6 protein-coding genes are annotated in these 4847 nt (G+C 71.3%); 1 reads left to right on the top strand and 5 read right to left on the bottom strand.

The window, feature by feature from the left end; translation table 11 throughout:
- Window positions 1-556, bottom strand: a 556-nt coding sequence (locus tag ACFQ4O_RS15250) for an urease accessory protein UreD (RefSeq protein WP_378776833.1), incomplete at its 3' end; no start/stop codon positions are given.
- A gap of 209 nt (window positions 557-765) precedes the next feature.
- Here ACFQ4O_RS15250 and ACFQ4O_RS15245 point away from each other — a divergent pair.
- Window positions 766-960: a hypothetical protein gene (locus ACFQ4O_RS15245; RefSeq protein ID WP_378776831.1), complete on the top strand. Its 195-nt coding sequence runs from the start codon at window positions 766-768 to the stop codon at window positions 958-960.
- A 6-nt stretch (window positions 961-966) separates the two neighbouring features.
- Here ACFQ4O_RS15245 and ACFQ4O_RS15240 read toward each other — a convergent pair whose 3' ends face one another.
- The 4 genes from ACFQ4O_RS15240 to ACFQ4O_RS15225 all read right to left on the bottom strand — a co-directional run.
- Complete coding sequence (locus ACFQ4O_RS15240; protein ID WP_378776829.1) at window positions 967-1785, bottom strand: CDP-alcohol phosphatidyltransferase family protein; 819 nt, start codon at window positions 1783-1785, stop codon at window positions 967-969.
- Window positions 1786-1812: 27 nt separating this feature from the next.
- On the bottom strand, window positions 1813-2517 hold the full coding sequence (locus ACFQ4O_RS15235) for a phosphatidylserine decarboxylase (RefSeq protein WP_378776827.1): 705 nt from the start codon (window positions 2515-2517) through the stop codon (window positions 1813-1815).
- A gap of 62 nt (window positions 2518-2579) precedes the next feature.
- The gene (locus ACFQ4O_RS15230; protein ID WP_378776825.1) at window positions 2580-4475 is read right to left on the bottom strand and encodes an ABCB family ABC transporter ATP-binding protein/permease; all 1896 of its coding nucleotides are present in this window, start codon (window positions 4473-4475) and stop codon (window positions 2580-2582) included.
- A 55-nt stretch (window positions 4476-4530) separates the two neighbouring features.
- On the bottom strand, window positions 4531-4847 hold a 317-nt coding region (locus tag ACFQ4O_RS15225), incomplete at its 5' end, for a LysM peptidoglycan-binding domain-containing protein (protein ID WP_378776823.1).

Here is a 4847-nt window from a genome sequence, read left to right as displayed (position 1 = left end):
CGACCGCGCCGTCGCCGACCGCCTTCGCGTCCAGCGTGGCGGCCACCGCGCCGTCCAGCTCCAGCGCGTCGGCGTAGACCAGCCGACCGCCGACGCGCACCCGCCAGCGGTCGAACACGCGGCCCGTCTCCACCCGCTCGCCCCGCGCGGTGCGGCCGAACACGAGGCTTTCGCAGGCGATGAGCTGCGCGCCCTCCTCCAGCTCCGCGTCCAGCCCGCGCTCCAGCCGGGCGCCCTCGAACAGGATGGTCTCCTGCGGCAGCCACAGCGCCGTCGCGCCGGCGCCGACCGTCAGACGCGTGGCGATCCGCGCCGGTTCGCGATCGACGGCGCGGTAGACCTTTTCCGCCGCCTGACTGGTGACGACCGCCTCCGCGCCCTCGCCCCACAGCGCGGAGACCGAGAGTTCGTCGTCCCCGGCCACGCCGCCGCCGATGTTGGCGAGTGCGGCGCAAAGCGGCTCGCCGGGCTCGGGGCGCGGGAACAGCACCCGCAGCGCGCCGCTTTGTTCCAGATCGCTCACCCGCACGGCGCCGAAGCGATGCGCGAAGGCCACATGAGCGTGCCCCCGCGCGCGTTGCCGCCGCGCCGGGTTCGGGGCGCTTGCCGTCACGTCGTCCGCTCCTAAATGCCGCGCCCATGATGGCGCCCGACGTAAGACTTTCGCAAGACATGCCGCCCGCGACGCCCGTCGTTAACCGGGCGTTAACCAGCCTTCACCAAGCTGACCTTACTGATTTACCGCTTATCGCGAAGGAGCCTGACATGCCGCCTGTCGCTCTCGCGCTTGAACCGCGGGCCGCCGTCGCCATCGTGACCGCGGTCGGAGAGACGCTCGACGCCATGCGCGCGCATCTCGCCAGCAATCGCCCCGCCAGCACCTCCGAAGCGCTGCGCCTGCTGCGGGATCAGTTCCCCGCTGTGCCGCTGCGCCTGCGCATCCTCGCCTGCGAGGCCTGACGCCTCTTAGCCGGGCGTCTGCGTCTCGGCCGCCGCCCGGTCGCGGGCGATCAGCCGGCGCTGGTGGAGGATGGCGAGCGGGATCGTGGCGAGATAGGCCAGCGTGACCGTGGTCAGCACCAGCCAGGGATAGCTCACCAGCAGCGTCACGATCAGCGCCGCGGCGATCAGCAGCGGCGCCACATAGGCCCGGTGCACCCGGGCGCCGAGCTTCTTGCCGGACCATGTGGGCAGCGGGCTCACCATCAGCAGCGCGACGCCGAGCACGTAGACCAGCACCAGCGGCAGGGCGACCGGCGTGCGCGGAAAGCCCAGGAACTCCAGGTAGATCGGCAGCAGCGAGAGAATCGCGCCCGCCGGCGCCGGCACGCCCACGAAGAACTGCCCGGACCACGCCGGCTTGTTGGGATCGTCCAGCGCCACGTTGAAGCGCGCGAGGCGCAGCGCCGCGGCGATGGCGAAGATCAGCCCGCCGATCCAGCCCACATGGCCGAGGCCGTTCAGCCCCCACACGTAGAGGATCAGCGCAGGCACCACGCCGAAACTGACGAAGTCCGCGAGGCTGTCGAGCTCGGCGCCGAATCGGGAGGTGCCCTTCAGCAGCCGGGCGAGCCGCCCGTCCACGCCGTCGAGCGCGCCGGCCAGCACCACGAGATAGACCGCGAGCTCCAGCCGCCCCTCGAGCGCCATGCGCACGCCGGTGAGCCCGGCGCAGAGCGCCAGCAGCGTCACCAGATTGGGCAGCAGCAGCCTGAGCGGCACGAAGCGCAGCCGCGACCGTCGGCCGGGGGCCTGAGGCTCGGGAGCGGGGCGGAACTCGTCCATCGGCTCAGGCCCTTGTGATGCGGCGGGTCAGTTCGTCCGGAACGTCCGGGGGGCGCCCGCGGCCACCAGATCGGCGATCACGGTTTCGCCAGCGACCGTGCGCTGGCCCACCGCGACGATCGGGACCGCGCCGGCGGGAAGGTAATGATCGACACGGCTTCCGAAGCGGATCAGCCCGAAGCGCTCGCCGGCGCCGAGCTGGTCCTGCTCGCGCACGAAGCACACGATGCGGCGGGCGATCAGGCCCGCGATCTGGATCACGCCCACGGGGCCGAAGACGCTCTCGATCACGAGGCCGTTGCGCTCGTTGTCGACGCTCGCCTTGTCGAGATCGGCGTTGAGGAACTTGCCCGGCGTGTAGGCCACGCGGGCGACGCGGCCCGCGATCGGCGCGCGGTTCACGTGCACGTCGAACACGTTCATGAACACGGCGACCCGCGGCAGCGGCGCGGCGCCGAGCCCGAGCTCCGGCGGCGGAACCGCCTGGCTCACGTCGCAGACCACGCCGTCCGCTCCGCTCACCACCAGCCCGTCGCGGACCGGCGTCACCCGCGCCGGATCGCGGAAGAACAGCGCGCACCAGATGGTGGCGCCCACGCCCAGCCAGCCGAGCGGCTGCCAGATGAAGAACAGCACCAGCGCGATGGCGGCGAAAATGGCAATGAACGGCCGGCCCTCCTTGTGGATGGGCGGCACGACCTTGCGGATGGAGGCGGTGATGTCGTCGATCATGGTCGGCAGGTCTTACGCCATGCGCGCGTCCGAACCAAGCGAGCTTGCGGCGGAACCGCGCATCACTCCGCCGCGGCGAACGCGTCCTCGCCGGCGCGGGCCAGCGTCTCCCGCGCCCGCTCCGCCTCGCTCTGGCGCAGCCAGAGGCCCGCATAGACGCCGCCTTTGGCGAGCAGCGCCGCATGAGCGCCGCGCTCCACCACCCGCCCGGCCTCCAGCACGAGAATCTCGTCGGCGTCGACGATGGTCGACAACCGGTGCGCGATCACGAGCGTGGTGCGCCCTTCGGCGACCCGGCCGAGCGCGTCCTGGATGTCCTTCTCGGTTGCGCTGTCGAGGGCGGAGGTTGCCTCGTCGAGAATCAGGATCGGCGGGCCCTTGAGGATGGTGCGGGCGATGGCGATGCGCTGCTTCTCGCCGCCGGAGAGCTTCAGCCCGCGCTCGCCGACCTCGGTGTCGTAACCGTCGGGCAGGCTGCGGATGAAGCCGTCGATCTGGGCGAGCGCGGCCGCCCGCTCCACCTCCGCGTCGGTCGCGTCCCAGCGGCCGTAGCGGATGTTGTAGCGGATGGTCTCGTTGAACAGCACGGTGTCCTGCGGGACCATGCCGATGGCCGCCCGGAGCGAGGTCTGCGTCACGTCGCGGATGTCCTGCCCGTCGATGGTCACCCGGCCCGACGTGACGTCGTAGAACCGGAACAGCAGGCGCGAGATGGTGGATTTGCCGGCCCCGGTCGGACCGACGATCGCGACCTTCGCGCCGGGCCGCACCTCGAAGCTGACGTCCTTCAGGATCGCCCGCTCGGGATCGTAGGAGAAATCCACGGCCTCGAAGCGGATGGCGCCGGCGGGGGTCTGAAGCGGCGCGGCGCCCGGCCGGTCCGCGATCTCCGCGTCCTGCTCCAGCAGGCGGAACAGCGCCTCCAGATCGGTCACCGACTGTTTGATCTCGCGGTAGATGAAGCCCATGAAGTTCAGCGGCACGTAGAGCTGCACCAGCAGAGCGTTGATGAGCACGAAGTCGCCCACCGTGTTGCGCCCGGCGCGAATGTCGCCCACCGCCATCACCATGCACAAGGTGAGCCCTGCGGCGAAGATCAGCGCCTGTCCGCCGTTCAGCCAGGCGAGCGAGGTGTAGGCGCGGATCGACGCGCGCTCGTAGCGGGCCATGGAGCGGTCGTAGCGCTCGGCCTCGCGGGCCTCGGCGCCGAAGTACTTGACCGTCTCGTAGTTGAGCAGGCTGTCGATCGCCTTGGAGCTGGCGTCGTTGTCGTTGTCGTTCAGCTCCCGGCGGATGTTGAGCCGCCACTCGGTCACCGCATAGGTGAAGGCGAGATAGGCCGCGACCATCGCCGCCACCACAGCCACGTAGCGCCAGTCGAACTGCCGCAGCAGCACCAGCAGCACCAGCACGATCTCGATCAGCGTCGGCACGATGGTGAGGAGGCCCGTGCGCGTCAGCGTCTCGATCGCCGCGCGGCCCCGGTCCACCACGCGGCTCACCAGCCCGGTGCGGCGGGTGAGATGGTAGCGCAGGCTGAGATTGTGGATGTGGCTGAACACCTGAAGCGCGAGCTTGCGCACCGCGTTCATCACCACCGGCGCTGCCACGCCGTCGCGCGCCTGCGCCAGCGCCACCATCATCACCCGGCCGAAGCCGTAGGCGACGACCATGATGACCGGCGAGGCCAGCGCCACCGCGATCCACGTCTCCGGATCGGCCGCGCCCGCGGGGCCGGTCAGCGCGTCGGTCGCCCATTTGAAGCCGTAGGGCGCGATCACCGTCACGACCTTGGTCGCGAGCAGCAGCCCGAAGGCGATCAGCAGCCGCAGCCGCAGGTCCGGACGGTCCGCCGGCCAGAAGAACGGGCGCAGCGCCGCGAGCGCCCGGAACAGGGCGAACCCTTCGGCGTCGGTGGTCTTTTCGGCGGGGGACGGCTTCGGCCGGGCGGGCGTCATGAGACCCGGCAGATAAGCGCCCGCGGCGCGAATGCGAGAGGCGCGGGCGCCACGGTCATCGCGCCGCGGCGTCGTCGGCGTCGCTGCGCGGCAGCACCAGCACCTGTCCGGGATAGATCACGTTCGGGTTGCGGATCTGCCCGTCATTGGCCGCGTAGATCACGGTGTAGCGGGCGCCGCGCCCATAGGCCGAGCGGGAGATGCGCCACAGGCTGTCGCCGCGCTGGACCTTCGCGGTCTCCAGCACGCCCACCACCGCGTCGGCGGACGGCGCGGACGAGGCCGAGGGCGCCGTCTGGCCAGCCTCCGGCGTGGACGCCGGACCTTCGGGGTTCTGGACCGTGGACGCCGGCCGCTCCGCGGACGGCGCCG

Source organism: Methylopila musalis, assembly GCF_042679725.1.
In the GTDB taxonomy this organism is placed as follows: domain Bacteria; phylum Pseudomonadota; class Alphaproteobacteria; order Rhizobiales; family Methylopilaceae; genus Methylopila; species Methylopila musalis.
This window is presented reverse-complemented; position numbering and strand designations above follow the sequence as displayed.

Excerpts from the sequence above, each read along its gene's own strand:
- ACFQ4O_RS15245 (WP_378776831.1), top strand. The coding sequence starts at position 766 with ATGCCGCCTGTCGCTCTCGCGCTTGAACCGCGGGCCGCCGTCGCCATC.
- ACFQ4O_RS15240 (WP_378776829.1), bottom strand. The coding sequence starts at position 1,785 with ATGGACGAGTTCCGCCCCGCTCCCGAGCCTCAGGCCCCCGGCCGACGG.
- ACFQ4O_RS15235 (WP_378776827.1), bottom strand. The coding sequence starts at position 2,517 with ATGATCGACGACATCACCGCCTCCATCCGCAAGGTCGTGCCGCCCATC.
- ACFQ4O_RS15230 (WP_378776825.1), bottom strand. The coding sequence starts at position 4,475 with ATGACGCCCGCCCGGCCGAAGCCGTCCCCCGCCGAAAAGACCACCGAC.